At 37.4% G+C, this 17662-nt stretch carries 11 protein-coding genes; 1 reads left to right on the top strand and 10 read right to left on the bottom strand.

What is annotated here, in order from left to right; all coding sequences use genetic code 11:
• Nucleotides 1–64: 64 nt before the first annotated feature.
• On the bottom strand, nucleotides 65–1234 hold the full coding sequence (locus tag CWD90_RS05220; protein ID WP_103474877.1) for a FecR family protein: 1170 nt from the start codon (nucleotides 1232–1234) through the stop codon (nucleotides 65–67).
• 107 nt (nucleotides 1235–1341) lie between these two features.
• On the opposite strand from CWD90_RS05220, the gene CWD90_RS05225 reads away from it, so the two are divergent.
• Nucleotides 1342–1959 (top strand): RNA polymerase sigma factor, encoded by a 618-nt coding sequence (locus CWD90_RS05225; RefSeq protein ID WP_103474878.1) that lies wholly within the window; start codon nucleotides 1342–1344, stop codon nucleotides 1957–1959.
• 52 nt (nucleotides 1960–2011) lie between these two features.
• Here CWD90_RS05225 and CWD90_RS05230 read toward each other — a convergent pair whose 3' ends face one another.
• The 9 genes from CWD90_RS05230 to CWD90_RS05270 all read right to left on the bottom strand — a co-directional run bounded on the left by CWD90_RS05230 (nucleotide 2012) and on the right by CWD90_RS05270 (nucleotide 16409).
• On the bottom strand, nucleotides 2012–3967 hold the full coding sequence (locus CWD90_RS05230; RefSeq protein WP_103474879.1) for a glycoside hydrolase family protein: 1956 nt from the start codon (nucleotides 3965–3967) through the stop codon (nucleotides 2012–2014).
• A 73-nt stretch (nucleotides 3968–4040) separates the two neighbouring features.
• Nucleotides 4041–5087 (bottom strand): aldo/keto reductase, encoded by a 1047-nt coding sequence (locus CWD90_RS05235; protein ID WP_103474880.1) that lies wholly within the window; start codon nucleotides 5085–5087, stop codon nucleotides 4041–4043.
• A gap of 166 nt (nucleotides 5088–5253) precedes the next feature.
• Nucleotides 5254–6519, bottom strand: a complete 1266-nt coding sequence (locus CWD90_RS05240) for an Nramp family divalent metal transporter (protein WP_103474881.1) — start codon at nucleotides 6517–6519, stop codon at nucleotides 5254–5256.
• A 59-nt stretch (nucleotides 6520–6578) separates the two neighbouring features.
• Nucleotides 6579–7940: a Gfo/Idh/MocA family protein gene (locus tag CWD90_RS05245; protein WP_103474882.1), complete on the bottom strand. Its 1362-nt coding sequence runs from the start codon at nucleotides 7938–7940 to the stop codon at nucleotides 6579–6581.
• A gap of 1 nt (nucleotide 7941) precedes the next feature.
• On the bottom strand, nucleotides 7942–9579 hold the full coding sequence (locus CWD90_RS05250; RefSeq protein WP_192877989.1) for an isochorismatase family protein: 1638 nt from the start codon (nucleotides 9577–9579) through the stop codon (nucleotides 7942–7944).
• A gap of 171 nt (nucleotides 9580–9750) precedes the next feature.
• Complete coding sequence (locus CWD90_RS05255) at nucleotides 9751–10599, bottom strand: endonuclease/exonuclease/phosphatase family protein (RefSeq protein ID WP_103474884.1); 849 nt, start codon at nucleotides 10597–10599, stop codon at nucleotides 9751–9753.
• A gap of 20 nt (nucleotides 10600–10619) precedes the next feature.
• Nucleotides 10620–11465 (bottom strand): endonuclease/exonuclease/phosphatase family protein, encoded by an 846-nt coding sequence (locus CWD90_RS05260; protein WP_103474885.1) that lies wholly within the window; start codon nucleotides 11463–11465, stop codon nucleotides 10620–10622.
• 357 nt (nucleotides 11466–11822) lie between these two features.
• Entirely contained in the window at nucleotides 11823–13292 is a 1470-nt protein-coding gene (locus CWD90_RS05265) for a RagB/SusD family nutrient uptake outer membrane protein (protein ID WP_103474886.1), read from the bottom strand.
• 18 nt (nucleotides 13293–13310) lie between these two features.
• Entirely contained in the window at nucleotides 13311–16409 is a 3099-nt protein-coding gene (locus tag CWD90_RS05270) for a SusC/RagA family TonB-linked outer membrane protein (RefSeq protein ID WP_103474887.1), read from the bottom strand.
• Between the last annotated feature and the right edge of the window lie 1253 nt (nucleotides 16410–17662).

Genomic DNA, 17662 nt, shown 5'->3' on the forward strand with positions numbered 1-17662 from the left:
GCTCTAAAGGGACGAAGTTGATGCACCGCTAAATGTTCTTCTTCGCTCCCTTTTATAAAAAATATTATTTTAAAAGGATTGTTTTATTAATTATTTCATAATCCCTTATGACTCCGAAATTTTTAATTGTATTCAATATATCTTCAATATTTTGATCTTTACCCAACGCTCCATTAAATAGTGCTTTTTCAAGTTTAGGACTCTCAAAATTAACATCGATATCATACCAGCGTGATAACACCTTCATAATCTCTACTAACGGTTTTCTACGAAAACTAAAAACACCTTCTTTCCAGGAAATCTCGTTATAAACATTGACGGTAGCTATATCTATGCTGTCATCATTAAGGTTCAGGCTTGCTTGTTGTGAAGGCTCCAGTACATTTTTTGTAGATGCCGTACTAATTGCCACTTTGCCTTCCACTAAAGTTGTATATATTGTAGTTTCTTCCTTGTAGGCTTTAATATTGAATTCTGTGCCCAAGACCTCTATTTCTTGAAATTGATTGAAAACTATAAATTTTGAGCCGTCATGTTCAGTGCTCGGAGAAACATCGAAGTACCCTTCACCGTATACGAGTTCAATTTGACGGGGTTGTCCTTTTATGAAGTTTACCGGATACTTAAGCCGCGACTCGGAATTCAACCACACTTCTGTTCCATCAGACAAAACCAGGTGAAACTGTCCTCCTCTTGGAACAGTTAATAAATTGAAGACCACTTCTGAAATATTGCTTTCCCCTGCTCCGTACATGATTTCTTCACCATCACTATGGACATTTTGTGTTTGATAAGCACTACCCTTCCCTAAAGCAACTTGAGAGCCGTCCTCCAAGGTCAAGGTTGCTTTATTGGAACCATTCTCTATATTATTGCTAATTATTCTAGGTTGCGTTTCAATGGGTTCAGTAAAGATATTGTCCTTAAGGAAATAACCTGTGACCAATAAACCTGTAACAACTGCGGCAGCGGCATAACTTATAACCCGACGCATTCTTTGGAGTCTATAAGTCTTTTTCTCCTCGACCATTAATTTCTGCAACTTGCTTTTTAATTTATTGGCGTCGAATTGTTTCATTTCGTGTTCAATTGCAAAATTGGTTTGGACATAGGAGTTGAACAATTGTTCGTTTCTAGCATCTTTCAACCAAAACTCTAGTTCATCCAAATCGGCTAGAGAAGCCTGATGGGTCAAGAATTTGGCTATTAGAGCTTTCACTTTTTGATCGTTCATTCTGCTATTTATAATTAATACGTATGAATTTTACACAACCCTAACTTTTTTAGTACATTTTTTTTTAAATTATCCAAATAAGTAGCTAATTATTATCATATTGCAATATGCTTAACAATTATTTAGATAACACACAATTTATTGAGGCCTTAAAGTCGGGGGATTCAAAAGCGTACACCGTCCTAGTCGATTACTTTCATCATAAGCTCTGTATTTATGCGTATAGTCTAGTCAATGATCAGAATGCTGCTGAAGATATTGTACAGAACGTTTTTATTCGTACTTGGAAGAAACGAGATCAATTAAAGTGTGATTTTGAAATTAGAAGTTTTCTTTATAAATCCGTTTATAACGAATTTATAGATGAATATCGGAAACAGAAGTTAGTTGTTCCCTTGGAGAAAAAATATATTGAAGCACTTACCATTATTGTCGAAAATGAAGATCAATATGCCTTAGATCGAAAAATAAATCTAGTAAAAAAAGAAATTAACAACCTGCCTCCCAAATGCAAGGAAATATTTATGTTAAGCAAACATGATGGACTGACAAATTTAGAGATTGCGGAGTATAAACAGGTTTCGGTTAAATCCGTTGAAGCCCATATCACTAAAGCCTTTGCTATACTTAGGCAGTCAATTGGGCAAGAGATGCATCAAGTCTTATTTCTATTATTCAAAACAATAAAAGGTAAACAACCCGAAATCGCTATTGACAAGAAGTAGTACGGACCTGCATGTTGAACAAAAGTGAAATTTAATTTTTGATGTTAATGGATTACAACTCTACCTTAATACAATCCAAAGGGAGTAGTCCATCCAAGGTTTCCAAGTAAACTGCATGTTTGCCTGTACTGATATCCAAAGACTTATATATGGACTTTGATTTTAAATCCTTTTCATTTTTTAAGGAGATAACTTTTACCAATTTACCATCGAGATAAATATGAACTGTTCCATACAAAGGACCACGTGGGGCATAAATTTCAAACCCATTACCTTCAAAGTTCCATTTGGCAAAACTTGAATCCTTTTTGGACACCGCTCCCTTCCCGTATAGAAATAAAGAATCCGTTTTGAAGTCCCAATCACTATCCTGGTTCCCCGAGTTTACCAAGGCTTCATAAAAACCATAGGTAACAAAGCCTTCTACCTGGGGACCTTCTACAATAAGCCGATTGGCAAATAAAAAGCTGTTGAGATCCAAGGCCAATCCTATAATTCCTGGGCGGTTTGTTAATTCCCCTCGCCAACACTCTAGCCCATTAATGCTTAGCTGGAATTCTCCATTCAATTTTTGCAATAGAAGTTGATTTCCATCCTTTTTCCAATCCTTTATGACCCCAGAATCCAACTGATTCATATTTTTGCCACTTTCATACACATTTATCTGCCAACCACTCTTATCAATAACAACCTCTTTATAATCCGCGTAAGTATGATTAAGGCTAAATTTTCCCCAACCATCCAATTTGTCTAATGGAGAATTAAAATCCCAAATGACATGCATTTTGCCATCCAGCCTAAATTCCATATTAATTTCTTCAACATCAATAGCTTTCTTTATATAAGAGAATGTATTTCCTTTATTCGCTGTTAGACTGAATCCTCTTTCCCTAAACAATTTATTCCAGGAAGCCTTTGCAAGGTTGATGGTGCCATAATTCTTTGGATCCTTAGACGGAAACATGACATATATTGAATCTTTATCAATAAACCCGGTAATAGTTTGTCCCCATATTCCGGCATCTTCATTCTCGACATTTTCTGAATGCCAGAAACCCCCGTCACTGAACAATTCATAACTATTTGCTTTGGTCAAATCTTCTACCTTTACACGATGTACCGCTTGATAGTTTCTGTTAATTGCAACAGATGTTGATGGAAAATAGACATATCCGTCGTGAGTGAATGCTGGATAAAATTCCTGCAGTGGCTGATAATTGGATTTACTTTCTACATTCAACATAATATTGGTTTCACCGTATGGACCTTCCGGTTTTGGGGAGGTTGAAACCGCAAGCACCCAGCTGCGAGCAGGCGAGGTATCCATCATATAGAGTAATGCCCAGTCTTTTTCCCTTTTAACAATCATAGGGGCGTACATCCTTGAATATCTATCCAGTAATTGGTTTTGTTTATACTGGGTATTCAGTTTAATGGGCTTATTTGAAACCACAAAAGGTCCTTCTGGGCTGTCGGCCACGGCATAACCGATTCCCGATTTCTCAGAGCTCTGCCAATTGAAATCTGCTGGAACCCAGTCAAATACCATGTGATATTTTCCATCAGCATAGGTAACCATAACATCAGGGGCCTGTATTTTAATTGAATCATATGAAACCATGTTAGCGGGAAACAAATTCCCTTTACTACTCCATGTTTTTCCTCTGTTCTCGGACTCATATATTACACAGTTGAAGTCTGCAGTATCAATATCTTGATCGGAACGATAGTTTTCTTTATACTCACCAATATATAAATACCATTTATGACTCATGGGATCGGAAAACAAGAAGCCATTAACGGGCCATTCAAGACCTTTACTGCCCCTATAAACCGGATTATTCGAGAAGCGTTCGAAAGTATCCCAAGTAGGACTCCCTAGAGCATATTCATGTGACCATTGGTCCCTTTGGGTAAGAAGCGCAAAATCATTTTCTTCATTATTATGATTACATGAGCTAAAAACGACAGATAATAATAGTATGAATAGAAAATAAGAGACTTTCATATATATAAATTTTAAAAATCACTATCCCACTTTTTCCAGGAATTACAAAACGATATAATAGCTTTATTCCAATCTAAATTGTGCGGTCATTGGAAGCACTTTCGTAATAGTCGAAGTGATTGCCCAATTTGTTCATAAGTGGAGCGGTAATGCGATCTAATTCTTCTTTCACATCCAAGGGCAATTTTTTATTTAAGGATTGCACATTGGAATTTAATTGCTGAATATTTCTAGAACCTACCAAAGTACAAGTAATCCCAGGATTTTGAATAATCCAATTAATAGCAATATCGGTCATGGTAAGCTCTGTTTCCTTACATAAATATCGAATGGCATTCAAGGCTGAATTAGTTTCTTCCTCCGCTCCAGTCTCCCCATGCCGACAATGCTCGGAACCTAAGGCATTAAAATGGCGAGTTCTACGCTGCCAGGGTTTCACTTCATTAAGAGTAGCGTATTTATCTGCCAATATTCCTTGTAATAGGGCCATATATCCAATTATGCCTACACCTTTCATTTCACAATAGGGCAAGGTATCAAATTCAATGGCCCTGCATAACAGATTGTACGGCAATTGGTTTACGGCAATTTCTTCCAATGGAAGGTCCTCCATGCGGCTCTTTGCAAAATTACTGATTCCAAACTCCCTTATTTTTCCAGATTTTTTTAACTGACGAAGGCTTTCAATGGTATCATTTATATTAGGTGGATTTTTTAATATAGACGGATTATCGGTAAAATGTTTTATAGAATGGGGATGTATGGGCCAATGCACCATATATATATCGACATAATCGGTCCCCAGTCTTTTTAAGGATTGTTCACAATGTGCTATTATGGTCTTATTATAACAATTAGATGGGCTAATTTTTGTTCCAAGGATTAGTTTGTCCCTTGGAATTCCCTTAATGGCATCTCCTAAGGCCAATTCACTCCTACCTTCATTATAGGCCTCGGCAGTGTCAAAATAATTAATACCTAGGTTTACGGACTCATGAACAACATTGGTTACGTCTTTTTGGTCTTGGCTTCCCCAGTAATCCCCGCCACCAAAAGACCAACAACCTGTTCCCAAAATGGACAGTTCCAAGTCTGTGTTTTTACATTTACGTTTCTCCATAAACAATTTCTATTTAGATGGAAGTCCTGTTCTTTTTTAATATTTAACTTTAATAACTATTATGTCATCATATACTTGGCGATATAACTATATAAAAATGTATGGTTAATAACATAGGGCATCACTTTAAAAGCTAAATTAGTTTTAGGTACATCCTCAGCTTAAATTACCCTATGAAAGTACTTAATGCCAAAATTCCCTTATAGGAAATAATTAAGGCAAAGCAAAAAGCCGCTATAAGGGCAGTATTCATTAAATATCCCGCTTTTTGATCACCCATTAATGACTTTCTATTTATTAAGATAAAAATGCCAAATATTACCACGGGCAGGATAAAAACATTGGCCACCTGCGTAGCTATTTGAGCTATTATGGGATTTGCTCCCAAAATTGGCACTGTTAGACCGATTAGGCAGGCAATAGCAGCCAATATTTTAAAGGTGGGCGATTTAATATCCATTTCGCCATTCTTGTAGTCGCCGATTAGTAAGGGAAGTACCATCAAAATTGGAAATATGGAGGATAAACCTGCACTCATGGCTCCAAACATAAATACCACCACTGCCATTTTACCAGCAATAGGTTCTAGCGCATATACCATATCTAGAACGTTGTTGATCAATAACCCATCATAAAAGAGTGCACCAGTAGCTGCAATCATAATGGTGGCCGAGATCACAAAAAGGAAAATAGCCGAAACTAGGGCATCCTTTCGTTGCTCTTTTATATGTTGCTTTCCCCAGCCTTTCTCCTTTAAAATAATAGGTCTAACAACAAAGGTTGGGGCCGCCATTGTGGTGCCCACGAAAGCAGCGACCATAAGATTGCCTCCAGGTGGTATTTTGGGTATAAAACCCTTTAATATATCCTGTACTGGAGGCATGACCATGAACATGGAAAGAATAAACGATATTCCCATTATTGTAACGAACACCACCAATATCTTCTCGAAAAATGAATATTTACCAACCAAAAGAAATATATACATCAGGAGTACTAAAAGAATAGAGATTGCCAAAACCACCCAATAGTTGCTTTCATCCAAGCCTGGATAAAAGAGGCGTACTAGCTCATAGATGGCATTGCTTGTAAGCCCTAGTATTCCGGATAAAGCGCTCCATTGCCCCATAACGATTCCTATAATGGTTATAATGGCGAAAAACTTGCCCCACTTCAAATCCATCTTAAAACTATTTATGGCCGTCTTTCCAGTGACCACGGCGAATCGTCCAAAAGCATTCATTAGTACCCAAGCAAAAAAAGCACTCAAGAATAACACCCACAATAGCCCCATTCCATACATGCTTCCAGCTTTAATCATAGAAGTAACACTTCCAGTGCCTATGGTGTAGCCTATACAAAATATCCCTGGGCCCACTGAAAGAAGGAGATGCCATATTTTTTTAAGAACATTTTCATTTTGGATTTCCATAATAATTGGTGAGTTGGTTTACGATATAATATTAATGTTACTTTCTATTGTAATAGACATTAGATTTGCTCAGGTATCTTATAGCCTTCCCTGTATTCTGTTCGTAGTAATGCATTGGCTTCTTGGCTCCCAATAAACATTTCTTTTTCCGCATCAAAGAACAATTGCTTATTGCCAACCCTATAGGCTATATTTCCTAAATGTATCAATGTGGCGCTTTTGTGCCCTTCCAACATGCTTCCGTTAGGTTGCTTTCTTTCCCTTAAGGAAGCAATGAAATCCTGCTGGTGATAGATGTCCGGAACTATACCGTACTCTTGGGCCTGGATTTCCCCATCTTCACCCAATACTTGCCAACCACCACCATGACGGCCCAAGTACATTAAACCTTTTGTTCCATAGATTTCTGTGCGTGTTGCATTCTGTCTCCAATCGGGGAATTGCGAATTACTTTCACGTATTGACACAGGAGTCTTTTTCATATAATTTGTGGCATTGCCACTCTCACAAGTAATGGCATAATCCTTAAAATCATAAGTAATAGATTGGAATTCAGGGGTTTCTCGTTCCGAGCCCCAAGCATTGTTCCCGCCCCATCCGTAGACGGACTTGGGATGACCGGGGTCCCCTAGTACCATTCTAGCCAAATCTAAAACATGACTGGCATCGTCCGCTAAAGTACCGCCACTGTAGGCCCAAAAACTTCCCCATCCCCCTCGTTCTTCCATATCATGGATACCAGGATTATATGCACGGTAGGGTGCTGGTCCTTGCCAAGCATCCCAGTCCAACCCTTGGGGCACTTCAGTATTGGCCCTTGATTCCCATTTATTTCCGCCCAACATATTATAGGATTTAACATGCACAATTTTACCAAGTTTGCCGCTTTTTATATAATCTCGGGCAGAAAATCCATAAGGCGCACTTCTGTTTTGGAATCCCACCTGGACAATTCTATTGTATTTCTCGGCTGCTTCAACCATTTTTCTTCCCTCCCAAATATTGATACTTGGGTTTTTCTCAACGTATACATCTTTTCCTGCTTGACAGGCCCATACCGTAGCCAGTGCATGCCAATGTTCTGGAGTTGAAATCCAAACGGCATCAATATCCTTGTCATTGAAGACGGCCTTCATGTCCTTCACAAAGTTTGGTCTATATCCCAATTCCTTTTCCACTTGTGAAATGGTCTTGTTGGCCTTAACCGGATTTACATCGCAGACCGATTTGATTTCGACATTCTTGTTCACCTTACAGGTATCGATTATGGTTCCTCTGCCCCTACCGCCAGCACCTATAATTGCAAGTACTATTTTGTCATTGGCACCCAAACAGGACGCATTTAATAATCCAGAACTTGTAATCATGGCTACCGATGCCCCGGCAAGAGATGTTTTTCTAATAAAATTTCGTCTTTCCATTTTAGTTGCTTTTAGTCTGGTTTAGTAAATAATCCACGGAATTGAACATAAGATTTTTAAAATTCGGAATTTCCCAGTCATCCCAATGCCCCATAGAGGTATAAATGGCCTTTCCATATTGGTTGGTGTTGATCCAGAAAACAGGTTCCGAGGGATGATTAGGTATAGTTCCCTCCAGTAATACTTGTACTGTGTTGGACCTTAGGGGGGAGTTTATATATAACCAATTAGCGCTAGTAAAACCATTCACCTCTACCCCCTTTAAGATGGAATTTCCTTGCATTCCTGGAATGATACTTATTTTTGTCCCTTCGTTTAAATGGCCATGGTGTCCTTGATAATTCCCTCCGAGAACTTCCAAATCAAATTCGGTCCAATTGGATAGAAAATCATCCACCGTGCCTTTTGCTTTTTCAATAACACCGCCTTCTCTTGGAACATTGCCCTTAGGGTCAAAAGCGTGACTAGCTGTGCGAATTCCCAGTACGGGTTTACCACTTTTAACATAGTTTTGGATGAGGTTCATTTTATTTGGCTCCAAGGCTCTTCGACGAATAAATAAAACGGCTAGATCAGCGTCCTCCATAATCTGAAGATTCTCAATGTTATGTCTCCCCTCCCCTTCCATTATGGGCTTGCCGAGAGCAAATTCACAATTAACGTTTTTACGGAGTAAGAGTTCATGGGCAAATTCGGGCAACCTTTGGTCCGCTCGGTATTCACTCTCTGCTATGACAAAGGCAATAATAGGCCTGTCGTCATCTTGAAATCGAAACTGTTTTTCTGCAGTAATATCTGTGGAAACCATGGTTGGACAAACAAATTCTTCAATATATTCGCACATAAGACTGTTGCCAGTAAAGTGTGATACAAAAGGTTCTGAAGTACTATCATACATGGTGTCAGTTAAATCCCTCATTAGTACCACATTCATTCCCAATCTTTTCATGTTACGTAAACCGAAGGTCCTACCAATAACGCACATATTAGTATGTACTCCAGTTAGGATAACATTTTTTATTCCCTTTTTGGCGAACAAACTACCAATTTCTACCCCAGAATCTGAAATGGCGTCACCTTCAAGAATATCAATGGTACTGATCTGCCTTTTCCAAACACTTTCATTTTCCGGGGCATCTCCAGGGGATGCCATACAACCACCATTGGAAATCTGAAAAGGCCATGAGGCGACCTGCTCACTTTCGAGCTTTTCTTCCTCTACAATTTTAGAAGCTACTTTTTTATTAGTATACCTCATGGCTAGTTTCCTACCGGGATGGTCTTTGTAAAAATCCATGGTTCCGCTAGGCGCATGTACAATCATTGCTCCCCTTCCCCTAGCTATCTCTACTACACTATTGAGTTTGGGAGCCATTTCGGCCACTCTATCAGTTGCTTCCACACACCAATGTCTATCCCACATGTCACAAATTATTACTGCGGTTTCGGTCATATCCCATTCCTCGATCCGATTGGTGAGTATGGTGGCCCCCTTATCTAATTGTGAAGGGACTCTTTGTTGTAGGGAAACCTGTAGTTTCTCCACTTCTTTTTGTGCTGTTACCTGATTGAAATTGATAAGCAGTAATACTAGTATCAGTGTACTTGTATTCCCAACTAAAATTGGTTTTTTTTTCATAATTTGATTATAATTGGTTAATGAACATCTATTTATAATCTGTAAAGAGGGGTGGCTATTTGTTTTTAATCCCCTATCTAAAACTGTCATCATAAATTAAGGATAAGCCTAATTATTTTATAGGTTGAGTATATATTTCATTTGAAAAATTTTCACACAAACCATAGCAATTTACATTTCAATTTGAATAAAGACCGGGCAATGGTCGGATAAACAAATTTCATTTAATTTCTCTGTGAAAACGGCATATCTATTTACTGCAGAGATATTTTTTAAAAAAATATAATCAATAACCCTGCGCTGATCAAAAGGTTTGGTGTCGAAACCTGGAGAGGTCCAATTTGGACCATAAGTTAATTTAGCTACCATTTCTGAGTTAACTAGGCTATCATCATCAGTTGAATCCGTTAAGCCTTGTATTGCGTCCGAATCAGGTAAGGAGTTAAAATCACCTGTAAGAATAACTTGTCTTCCTTTGGAAATGCCTACTATTTTTGATTTTAATAATTGGGCACTTTTTATTCGGGCTTCTACACCCCTATGATCAAAATGTGTGTTTAAAATCAGGAACTCCTTTTCACTTCTTTTATCCAATAAAACTACCCAAGTCACGATTCTTTCTAAATTAGCATCCCAACCTTTGCTCACCTTATCCGGGGTTTCACTTAGCCAAAAGGTACCTGTTTCAACTTTTTCAAATCGGTTCTTCCTATAGAATATTGGGACAAACTCACCTTTGTCCACACCATCCTCGCGGCCAACACCAACAACAGCATACTCTTCTAAATTGGTTTTGAGGTAATTTAATTGGGAAAGCAATACTTCTTGAAAACCCATCATATCCAAATCATAAAACTTAAGCATTTTTACCACATTTTCCTTTCTATGATGCCAGTTCTGTTCCTTGTCATTTGGTTCATCATACCTAATATTAAAGGACATAATATTTGTTTTAGATGTTGTTTGGGAAAACATAAACGTTATAAAGAACATCATTACCAGGGTGATACATTTTTTCATTATCAATTTTTTAATGATTGTTACTTTATTTGCAATAATGCCCAGACGGGCTTATGATCGGATAAGGGCTGGACCATTTCTATGATATTCCCATCAATAGCCTTGACCTTATTCCTTGGATACATAATATGATCTATGACTCCACCTGCTTTATGCTTTCCTTGTTCAAATTTTACCATAGACCCCAATGGGATAACATCTATATTTAAATCGCGCCAACTGGCAACCATTCCTATGTCTACAAACATTTCATAATATGGACTCCTGTAATCTTCCGTAGAAAGGAGGAAGTTGAAATCGCCCATAAGGATTGAAACTTCTTTTGTTTGTCTTTCTTTTAGGTAGTCTACAAAGGCGGTTACTTTGCCAGTAGTTTCATCTATGTGTGCCTGATCTCTCCACCCAAAAGGAAAGTGAACTGAGTACAATGCAATTTCTTTATCATTAACAATGGTAATTGCTCTAGTTACTGTATGTAATGTATCTGCCATGAGAACCTCTTCGTAGCCTGAGAGTGGCGTACGGCTGGCGATAGTTTTATATTTGTCTTTATGGCCAGCAGTTGGATATTTGCCGACAATTACGTGATTTAGCCCCATTACGGATCCAACTTTTTTAGTCCAATTACCTCCCGGAGCTTCTGAAAAGCAGACTACATCAAAATTGAATGGCTTAAGTAATTCCCCTATTTCCTCAGCAGTTCCCTTGTCACTAAATTCCACGTTATAGGCTGCTACATTCAATTTAATTTGACTACCCTTGGTTGAATTTTCCTCTTTAAATGAATTTTGATTGAATGAAAATAACAGAATAAGGCAAATAGGAATACACACTCCTGAAATAATTTTTAGGCCTTTATGCTTCATATGAATAATGTTTTAAATTTTATTAAGGATCCTTATGGAATCTGAATCGTCTATAAGAGAGTTTTCATGAGCTTTTAACGTGAATAATATTATAAAATAATTCCCCAAATGATAATTCAGTTCTTAGCCATTGTAATAGCTGACTAAAATATTGTTTGGGGAATTTATTCAATAACAATTAAAGCTGTAAGTATTAGTCCTCAGCCCCCATTTTTAATAAAACCCTATAAAGGATAGGCATCGGTTCTATAAAAATAATACATCTATATATATGAAAATCAAATATATAAGATATTAAATTGGAATTAGTCAAGAATAATTGGTTGTACCTTTCATCCTTGACTAATACATACTTTGTTAATTGACCCACTCGGGATTCTGTACTAGTACACCATCCGAATTATCAATATCCGTTTGATATAGCGGCTGATAATAATTTTTAGGGCCATTCCAAACTTTCCTTCCTACATCACTTGGAATCATTTTTTCCGGTCTTGCCAGGAATTCTTCCAAATCATATATCCCTGCTTTATCCCATCTGATTAGATTCTGGTAGCGGAAATTTTCACCGGCCAGTTCTACCCTTGTCTCGTGGATCAAATCATTTATATCCGCTCCGGATACTGGAGCTAAACTAGTTCTTTCTCGCACAGCGTTTATCAAATCATCCCCAGCACCTGCACCATTCAACCTGATTTGTGCCTCTGCTACTAACAAATAGGTATCGGCCGCTCTTAAAAATGGAATATTTAGACCATGATTAAAGTTACCTGATTCCGTCCAGTCCATATATTTAAAATAACTATGTCCTGTATTGGTTAAATCTGAAGTGTGTTCTATCAGTCCCAAAGAACCTTGAAGCGAAAATTCGCCATCAGAAATAATGGTTACACTTTTCCTAATGTCTCCAGCTTCATATTCGTTTACCAAATCATCCAAAGGCTCCTGGAACCCATACATCCCCCATGGTCTAGGACCTCTGTGTTTGGACATTATGCTTTGGTTGATCCAATCCATATCGTTCATCATGATAAAAAGGTTTTCCTTTAAATATTGATTACCTTCACGAAAAAGGGAAAGATAATCGTCCGCTAAGGGATAATTGTCTACAACATTTTGACCCGCTGTAATTGCCTTGTTCAAAAATTCAGTATTGTTGTATTCTGTAGCCCTATGCATATATATGGACGTCATTACTGCCCAAGCAGCACCCTTGCCAACACTTCCGGCAACATTGTTCAAAGGAAGAAGACCAACAGCCTTTTCCAAATCGGCCAATATAAAATCACTCAAAATTTCAGGCGACTCACATTTTGGAATGTTGTATTCATTGGTCAAAACATTTTCTTCTGTAATTATGGGAACTTGTCCGTGTATAAGATATAAGCGGTAATAGGCATATGCCCGTAAAAAATAGGCTTGTCCCATAATTGAATTGTACGAAGCATCACCTATAGCTCCTAATTCCTTTACTTTTGGACCATTGATCAAAATACCGTTGGCACTACTGATCACCTCATATTTATATCGATAGGTATCCCTTAGCTTATAGTTGGAGGGATTGGTGTTAAAAGTTTCAATCTCCTCGTCTTCTGCATGATCTCCCGCTCTCCAATGGTCATCCCCCTGATTGTCAAAGAATAGGTCGTGCATACCCAACGCCCTTGTAGCCCATTGTCCATAAGCACCGGCCAATGCGTCTACCATATCGGCTTCGGTAGTCCAATAATCTTGATCAGTTCGTTTCCCAACTAAATCCTGTTCCAATATATCATCACATGAAGTTGTCATGACTATTGCAATTAATATAATTATATACTTTTTCATCGTTATATAGCTTTAAAATTAAAATGTAATGTTAGCACCAAGAACAACACTTTTGGACTGAGGATAATTGTTATAAATAACTCCACGAGTCAAATTATTTGTCCCACTTTCTTCAGGATCTACTCCATCAAAGTTAGTAAAGGTCAATAAGTTACGTCCAGAAATATAAAATTTCATATTGCTTACTCCTATCTGATCTGTAATAGTTTCAGGAATGGTATAGCCTAAAACTACATCTTTCATTCTAAGGTAATTACCGCTTTTAATGCCTAATTCAGATACTCTGTAATTGTCATTTGCACGAATGGTGGACATTCTTGGATAGGTATTGGAAGTTCCTTCGCCAGTCCATCTCTGGTAGGCCACTGCATCCATGTTGGCGCTTTGTGTTGGGTCAATTCCCCGCATCATCATGGCATCGTACAGATCATGTCCAAATGCCCCACTGAACACAGCTGAAAAGTTAAACCCTTTATAGTTTAAATCTCCATGAAAGCCTAGAAGTAGACTAGGGTTGGCATCTCCTATATGCACCCTGTCCTTTTCATCAACAATATTATCCCCATTGGTATCCACAAAGCGAACATCACCAGGAGTAATATCTGCTCTACGTGCGTCACTTGAAATATTGGCATCACTGTCAATTTCCCCTTGGTTTTGATAGATACCATCTGTTTTCCAGCCATAGAATGAACTAATCGGTTCTCCTTCATAAGTTCTGGTCTGATCTCCTCCAGAAATAAATTTACTTGAGCCGTAAAGTTTGGTTACTTCATTTTTTATTATAGTGGCATTCACCCCTAATTCAAAATTCAAATCCCCCACTTGTCCAACATAGGATGGTTCAATTTCAAATCCAGAATTGTGCATTTCTCCAATATTGGAATCGGGAATAGCTACCAAACCGGCAGTATTCAGACCAGGTAAGGGAATTAGCATATCTGTAGTTAACCTGTCAAAATAGGCAACGTCCAAATTAAATTTATTATTGAAAAGGCCTAGCTCCAATAGAACGTTTAACGCACTTGTGGTTTCCCAAGTAATATCTGGATTCGCAAAAGATGCCAATCGGGTTCCGGTTAAATTGGTGTCGTTCAGAACATATTCGGTATCCTTATTATATACATTTAGATATTGAAAGGCATTTACATTTTGATTCCCTAGTTGTCCCCAACCTACATTTAGTTTCATGTTGGAAATTGTTGGGTCATCTGCCAAAAAGCTTTCATTGGAAATTCTCCATCCACCGGAAATTGAAGGGAAATACCCCCAACGATTTCCATCCGCAAATCTTGAAGAACCATCTGCCCTAAAAATAGCGGACAAATAATACTTGTCATTGTAACCGTAGGTTCCACGTACAAATGCGGAGGCCAATCCAGTGGCTAAATAATCATTCCCACCGCCTTTTATGATAGAAGCATTATCCATTACCAATTGGTTTTCGTCTACAGAGGCAAAACCCTCCCCGGACATATTAAGGAAATGACCTTTATCTACTTGTCCGGATATCCCAAGTACAGCTCCTATGTTGTGTAGTCCTGTAGATTTTTTATAGCTAGTAAATAATTCTCCCAGGGTGACAGTGGTTTCATCCGTATTGATCCTAAGTATAGGTAGGTTTTCCGTTCTTGACTGATCTGGAGTGATGTTCTGAAAGGCTTCATATTTGGAAGTAGATTTTTGATAAGACGCCCTAGCTGTAAGCGTTAATTCATCGGTAAAATCATAATCCGCTTTCATACTTATCAGCGTATTAAATTTATATCGATGTCTCCATTCTTCCTTTGCCTTATATACAGGGTTCCACATATCTCCCAATTGGGTGGAAGCCTTTCCAGAACCATAACTGCCATCTTCATATTTTACTGGGATAGCGGGCATAAATCTATAGGAAGAATAGATAGTTTGAGAGGTTCCTGTTCCACCGTCGTCCTGCGTCAATAAGGTGTGATTGTTGGTAATCCTTATATTTTCCTCAATTCTAAATCGATCTGATATTTTCTGTGTACCTCTCAAAGAAATCCCCAAGCGTTTAAAGTAGGTATTTATCTGGGTGCCTTCTTCATCCCTATAAAAAATATTGGCATTAATGGTCGATTTTTCTGAACCACCACTTATGTTCATATTATAATCTTGAAAAATACCGTCCCGGAACATTTCTTCTTGCCAATCCGTTCTAGTCTGATTGTAGTACTCATCTGCCCATGGCGAATTTGGGTCAATGGGAAGACCGTCCATAACGTATCTTTCACGTTTTAATTCGTAAAGCTGTTCCGCATTGGTTACAGGATACTTATTTATGACGCTGTTAAAACCCGTAGAGGCATTAAGTCTTACTGTTGTTTTCTCGTTAAATCTTGCCGTATTGGTAGTAATTAAAACAACACCGTTAGCTGCACGCGTACCATAAATAGCACCCGATGCCGCATCTTTGAGTATCTCCACAGATTGTATTTCTGAAGAAGCCAGTTGTGATAACATATCAGAAGATACAGGTACCCCATCCAAAACGATAAGAGGTTGAGAGTTATTTATTGTTCCAATTCCCCTGATTCTGATGCTAGGTGTACTTCCTGGTGTTCCAGAATTAACAAATTCCACACCCGAGGCCCTGCCCTGTAACGCCATAGCTGCATTGGAAGCTGTGGATGTTTGAAAATCCTTACCGTTTATCTGCGAAATAGATGAAGTTACCTCACTTTTTTTCTGGGTACCATAACCTACCACTACCACATCATCCAGCTGGGTTGCATCTATAGGGAGGATGGTATTTATAACGGACTTTCCATTGACCACTACTTCAACAGTTTTGTAACCTATATAACTGAAAACCAATGTTCCAGATGAACCCACCTCAATGGAATAATTGCCATCAAAATCGGTAACTGTTCCCGTGGCAGTGCCCTTTACGACCACACTGGCACCAGGTAGCGGAGTACCGTTGTCGTCACTGACTACACCGGTAACGGTGGTAGACTGAAAATTAACTTCGAAAATTGTTTTTACGTCAATCTTATGGGCATACGTAATTTGTATTCCCGAAGCATATAGTACTGCTAACAGGAATAAGCTTCCAACCCTTGGCTTTTGTCTTAAATTAATTTTAAATTTCATGTTTATAATAATTTTTAAGTTGATTTTCCCTTGTACTAATATATTTCAAGACGGTATGACTTAAACGTTTAAGCAAGTAAAGACATTTAATCCCTTATAAAGAATGTTGGTTCATATTCTGAATGGAGAAGAAATAAAAAATTGCTGTAGAATATTAAGAATCATCTGTATAGCGCTAAATACAATTTGCCCGATACTACCATTCACTGAAGAGTAAAGATGTTCTATAAAAGCTTATCGATTATTGCCGATTTCCTATAATGCTCTTATTATACTATTATAGCAGGAGCAAAAAATCACTAACAAAATTCATAAGTTGAAGTTTAACTAGGATTTTTTTAGTAGAATTATAGCATAAAAATGGAGGCAAACCGAATAAGTTACTGAGGTTTTTTCATATCTTTGTATTGCTTTAAGTGGTTAGACATTAGTTTTAATCGCTTCTTAAATTTTCGGGGAATGTGACCGCATTTCCCGATTTTTTTCAACCCTAATTTATAAATTTTTTTCTTAAAAACTTGATTTTTGCATTAACAAATAGTTAAGAATATTTCTTATTACGAAATAATTGCACAATTTTATGAGCTTAATCCATATTGAGAGCAAGTCAAATCAACAAAAAATATAACTAACCTCCTATGGCTTTCCCAAATTATTAATGCAAAGGTTTGCATTAATAATTTGGTTGAATTTTCAACATTATTAAAAGGTATACTTCGGGTTTATTTGGTGGAGTGTTTATTGAATTTAATTTTATTAATTAAATGTAGTCAACCAATAAATATTGTGTTTAAGTAGTTGTTAACTAACTGATTAAGCGTAGTAAATTTTATTTAGTAATTGAAAATACAAGTTTGTAAACCTTCACTTTAGTCGTAAAAACTAATTCAAGGTCTATTATCATCCTGAATAAAAACTTTATTTATAGTACAGCTGATATTAGTCGAAATTACTTGCAAAAAGGTATTCTACGAATGAATTTATCCTATTATTGCAGAAAAAGTGTGAATTAAAACACTATTTATTTTTATTTATTATCAATTTATAGGTTGTAATATCCAAAAAAGACTTTATTTAATTGGATTGCCGAAATCTTTGTGACTAAATAATGATAGGAATGTCGTATCCAGAACATTTACTAAAAACGATATCACTTTAAATTTTTATTTATTTTTAAAAGAATAGGTCTAACCAATTGGAGTATCTATTATAACATTTTAATGAAACTTATTGTATTACGGTCTTCTACATTC

The organism is Arenibacter catalasegens, assembly GCF_002909235.1.
Lineage (GTDB): Bacteria > Bacteroidota > Bacteroidia > Flavobacteriales > Flavobacteriaceae > Arenibacter > Arenibacter catalasegens.